We start from the raw sequence: 3,677 nt of genomic DNA on the forward strand, positions 1-3,677 counted from the left end.
AGCGGGCTCAGTCAGTCGCTTCGACGACGAGGGCGTCACCTTCGTGGCTGCCGCTGGCACCACCTTCGATGTGCGCGACCTCGTCTCGGGCGTGCAGCGGGGCGATGCTTTTGAGGTCGTCACGCTCGGCACGCAGGGTGCGGACACGCTGATAGCCCTGCAGGCCTCCCGCTCGTACTACTTCAACGCGGGCCAGGGGAACGACACCGTCACGGGCGGCACAGCCAACGACTTTCTCGTGGGCGGTGGCGGCAACGATCGCCTTTCGGGCGGTGCCGGCAACGACAGCTTCATCGGGGGAGCTGGCAACGACACTTTCTCCGGCGGCAGCGGCACCGACCGCGCGATCTTCTCCTTCGCTCTGAGCGCGGCCAGCGTCGGTGTGACCGCGGATGGTGCCATCACGATCACCGGTGCCGAGGGAACCGACACCTTCCGGGGCATCGAGCAGTTCCAGTTCAGCGACCGCACGATCGAGGTGAACGACGGCTCGCCGCTGGTGGACGACCTGTTCTACCTAATCCGCAATCCTGACGTGGCCGCGGCGGGCCTTGATCCGGACAGCCACTACGCGGCCTTCGGAGCCCGCGAGGGACGCGACCCTAACGCCTTCTTCTCCACGGACGGCTATCTCGCCGCCAACCCCGACGTGGCCCGAGCCGGACTGAACCCGCTCGACCACTACGCGCAGACCGGCTGGCGTGAGGGGCGGGATCCGGGCGTCAACTTCGACAACGAGGCGTACCTCAAGGCCAATCCGGACGTGGCAGCGGCGGGGATCAACCCGCTGGCGCACTTCCTCTCTGTGGGGCAGGAGGAGGGACGCACAGCCTCACCCGCTCTCGGTCGGGCTGGAGATCTGAGCCCGGCTGGGTTCGACGCCCAGTACTATCTCTTGGCCAACGGAGACGTGGCCGACGCGGCCCGGGCGGCGGGCGGCAACAGCTTCGTGTTCGCCACTCAGCACTACGAGGCGTTCGGCATCCGCGAAGGCAGAGACCCGAACGCGGTGTTCGACACGAGTGGGTACCTCGCGGCCTACAGCGACGTGGCAGCGGCAGGCATCAACCCGCTGACGCACTACAACCAGTTTGGCTTCCGGGAGGGCCGCGACCCCTCGACCGGCTTCGACACCTCGTCCTACCTCGCGGCCTACGGCGATGTGGCAGCTGCGGGCGTGAACCCGATGACCCACTACCTGCAGTTCGGCTTCTACGAAGGTCGCGCAGCATTCGCTGACGGGACGTTCGGGGCTGGCGCCCTCGGATAAGCGGAGAGCGATATAGATGGCGGCCGAGGTCAGCGCCTCGGCCGTTTTCTCATGCCAGCTGTGGCGGTCTTTTTTTGTGCTTGTCGGAAAGCGTCCGTTAACAGCGCAGCCCGCAACGTCAGTCTGCGACCAAGAAGCGACGCTGCCGAAGTCCCGCAGCCTCACCGCTCCCGGAATTTTCGATCGTGCTCACGCGCAAATGATCCTGCGATGTGACGCCGGTCACAGCCGCCGGCGCCCGCAAACGGATAGGAGGCTTCGTCGATCAGGCAAAGCAGCTGGCACGCAGCCTGCGTGCTTCGAGCCAACCAAAGCTTACAAGTTTAGCGAGGCACGAGATGCGAGCGGCGATGCTCATCGGACTGAGCCTGCTCGTAGTCCTCGCGCCAGCGGCCTCGTGGTCCGGCGAGAACTTCAGCGGAGGTGCGTTCGTCATCGATGGCGACACGCTCAACATACGCGGCAGGGTCATCGGCCTCTACGGGGTCGCCGCTCCCAGCCTGAAGCAGACTTGCCACGATGCGAGCGGCCAAAGCTACTCCTGCGGAATTGCCTCAGCTCAGGCTCTTGCAGGCTTTATCGGCACCGCAACCGTCACCTGCGAGACAAGGCAACCCGATCAGCACGGCCGCACTCTGGCGACCTGCCGGAAGGGCAAGGGGGACCTGAGCGCCTGGATGGTTACGCAGGGGTACGCCACCGCAGACCGGCGCACTTCGGTCGCCTATGTTCCGGACGAAAAGAAGGCCTGGGCAAAGCGGCAGGGTCTCTGGGCTGGCGTCTTCGACGATCCCGCGGCGCGCCAGCGGGATTTGTACTCGGCCGCAAACCAGGTCGTTGCTGCGCAGCCGAACGAGCGTGCGAACGAGCCTTCCACCACCTCGTCGATAAGCCGCTGAAGGCTCATTAGTCCAGATCCGCTCGTCGAAGCAGATCCAGAGCGTACCAGCTACCCAGTTCGATGAAATGCGAAGCTCGCAACAGGTCAGCACCAGCCAGAATTCGACGTCTGCTTCGGCCAGCGGGTCCCCGAGACCTGCCGCTCCGCTCTCGGCCATGATCAGCCGATCTGCAGTGACATGTCGGACAGTCGAATGCTCGTGAGCGGGCTTCGGCCGCGAAGGAAGCTGAACGGCCCTGATCGCGGGAAATCCCAAGTCGCGGCACCAAGCGAGACCTGAGCCAATGCCCTCGCTTCGGTCACCTGAGGCGCGTACTCACCGCAACGTCCGAGCGAACGCTGCACGATAGTCGTGCGTACGGGCCACCGCCCGGGCATCGTAGCTCGACTTCGAAATCGAAGCTGCGCGAGCGGTACCTCCTGCGTTGTCAAAGCCTTCGCCTCGAAGGCTGCCCTCGCTGTAGTGTCATCCCGCTGGATCCCGAATGCAGCTTCTTGCTTGGGGATGCTCCACATCGCCCGCGCCCCTGCGATCGACGCCGGATGATCGACCCAGACGAACGGCACTGTCAGCGCAGGTAGACCGCCGCGCTGCACCGGCAGGACCATCAGCACCTCATTGTAAGCCAGTACCCCGCCTGGCTCGTAGACGGCAAAGGCTGCGCCCACCAGGACGCGTCCGAACATCGTCACGGGCCGCACGCCTCGAGGCAGACAGGCCTCCGGCAGGAGAGATCTTCTGACCTGCCACAGGGAGATGTAGGCTGTTCCTCGAAGGCTCCACGGAGGCGGCGGATAGCTCACTCCATCCAACGGCATCGGCCCTGAACCAGGCTCCAGAGCCATCTCGGTTCGCTGCTCCCTTCCAACAATCTACTGACCAACGCGGAAGGTCGGCTGTCGGTCCTGCCAGACCGGATCAGGCCCCCGCGGGGTGCGTCGGCTCGAACATCCAACGCGGACGCTACGAAGGTCAGGTCGGCGGCATGATCCCCGTGAACCTCATGCGGGGCGGATAGGAGAAGCCCGCGCGCAGCGGTGGGACACACGGAATAATCCGCCGCCATCCGCGTCTGTGCTGCCGTCGCTGCAGCCGAGAGTGGCTTCAGCAGCGGCAGGAGACGAGAGACATGTGTCAGATCAGCCCTACGCGCTGCACGCGCCTTGCCGCAGCCGCGATCTGCCTGAGCCTTGCGGCCTTGCCGGGAGCCCGTGCGGAGGGCGACGGAGACGGGTCGCTCCGCGCGGAACTGCAGAACCCCCGCCTGATCGAACGGAGAGCCGGCGAGCACCCCGATCACCTGGTCACCTCCAGCCTCTCGCACGGTGACCGTGCCCAGAAGCGCGTGAATACGCCCGCTTCGGCCTACGCGCGCTATCCGAGGTGACAGGAAGCTGGGAAACGAAGGGTTCAGGAGCGGGGCTGGCCACAGGCGGATCTCGCTCCGACGAAAAGTCCGACTCGCCGGAATAATCCTGAACTCAGGGCGTCTGCCCTCCCGTGAC

At 65.4% G+C, this 3,677-nt stretch carries 4 protein-coding genes; 3 read left to right on the forward strand and 1 reads right to left on the reverse strand.

The window, feature by feature from the left end:
* On the forward strand, window positions 1–1,270 hold a 1,270-nt coding region (locus MOX02_RS29765; RefSeq protein WP_147029371.1), incomplete at its 5' end, for a calcium-binding protein.
* 350 nt (window positions 1,271–1,620) lie between these two features.
* Window positions 1,621–2,169: a thermonuclease family protein gene (locus tag MOX02_RS29770; protein ID WP_238179832.1), complete on the forward strand. Its 549-nt coding sequence runs from the start codon at window positions 1,621–1,623 to the stop codon at window positions 2,167–2,169.
* Between the two features lie 161 nt (window positions 2,170–2,330).
* Here the strand turns inward: MOX02_RS29770 and MOX02_RS29775 are convergent, their stop codons facing one another.
* A complete protein-coding gene (locus MOX02_RS29775) occupies window positions 2,331–3,017 on the reverse strand; it encodes an acetoacetate decarboxylase family protein (RefSeq protein ID WP_147029373.1) in 687 nt (228 codons plus the stop codon).
* Window positions 3,018–3,301: 284 nt separating this feature from the next.
* Here MOX02_RS29775 and MOX02_RS29780 point away from each other — a divergent pair, with 284 nt between their 5' ends.
* Window positions 3,302–3,559, forward strand: a complete 258-nt coding sequence (locus tag MOX02_RS29780; RefSeq protein WP_147029374.1) for a hypothetical protein — start codon at window positions 3,302–3,304, stop codon at window positions 3,557–3,559.
* Window positions 3,560–3,677: the final 118 nt, after the last annotated feature.

Source organism: Methylobacterium oxalidis, from assembly GCF_007992195.1.
GTDB classification, from domain to species: Bacteria; Pseudomonadota; Alphaproteobacteria; order Rhizobiales; family Beijerinckiaceae; genus Methylobacterium; species Methylobacterium oxalidis.